Genomic DNA, 1,090 nt, shown 5'->3' with positions numbered 1-1,090 from the left:
CCGGATGACAACAGTGCACCAGAGACAACGAGCACAATACAGAAGTACCGTTTCATTGTGCGGTCCATGCTTAGACCGCTTCACGATGACACCACCGGAGATATAACCGTGAATGCAAGCACTTGGGTGTGCTTACGTTTACGGCCGTTGGAAATCCTTCCCTCAATCCGGTGCCCGCTTGCTTAAGGCGACGGAAAGGCCCGCCGACATTGTACACTAACCTCACCCAATCAGGCACTTGACACCGCATGTCAAACAGCCCAATATATAGGCACTTGGGTGTGCTTGCGTTACGTTGGTAACACAGCCCTGCTGGGAAGGCCGCTTAACCCAACCAGCACAAAAAAACCGCCGTAACTGGCGGTTTTTTTGTTTCTATTCCCAACGATTCTAAAATATGTTCAATGCTCATTCTCTCATCGGAAATTCATGTGTATTATTTTCCTGACCTCATCGAAATTTTTGCCTGCATTCTCCCAAAGTACCACAGGAAATATATTTTTCTCTCTATTCAGCCACCGTCTAAATAGACTTTCATCTTGTAAAACCATACTTAACGCCATATTCATTTCATGACTTTCTAAATCAAGTTGTTCTTCTATTCCAGCGGCACCAAATGCCCCCACCAAAGCACCAGAACAATAAAGTAAATCACTGTTCTGATCTGGACAACCACTTGTAGCCTCACACCTACGGTAATCATCAGAAAAAAATCGTCTGCACGCATTGGGTCTAAATGAATAAATAGTGCATCGATTAGAGGTTTGCCCAAGGAAAATACATCGGTCCCTGTATAGCATATTTTTGGTCGGTTTATTAGCCGAGTGCGTAAGGGATTTCTGTATAAAGTATAGAGCTGAGGAACTGAATGTTTTCTTGAGCTTATCGACAATATAGAATACTTCTGGCGTCATAAGGGACACATGTAAATGACAACATTTACTACAGCCTTCTTTGCAGGCAATGTCGATAGGCACGAATAAACATGGGCATGGTACTGTTTAGGTCCTTTAGTGATACCGGTCTGATTAGAGTTACTACTATAGGCTTATACAGTACCGGATTATACTAGTTCGGTATAGGGATACTT

Annotated in this window: 1 protein-coding gene; it reads right to left on the bottom strand. The window is 43.4% G+C overall.

Annotation, left to right across the window (positions count from 1 at the left end):
• Positions 1–416 precede the first annotated feature (416 nt).
• Complete coding sequence (locus tag AEP37_RS23815) at positions 417–977, bottom strand: YkgJ family cysteine cluster protein (RefSeq protein ID WP_072086427.1); 561 nt, start codon at positions 975–977, stop codon at positions 417–419.
• Between the last annotated feature and the right edge of the window lie 113 nt (positions 978–1,090).

The organism is Yersinia pekkanenii, assembly GCF_001152565.1.
In the GTDB taxonomy this organism is placed as follows: Bacteria; Pseudomonadota; Gammaproteobacteria; order Enterobacterales; family Enterobacteriaceae; genus Yersinia; species Yersinia pekkanenii.
Note: the sequence above shows the minus strand (reverse complement) of the source record. Positions and strands in the feature narration are given on the sequence as shown.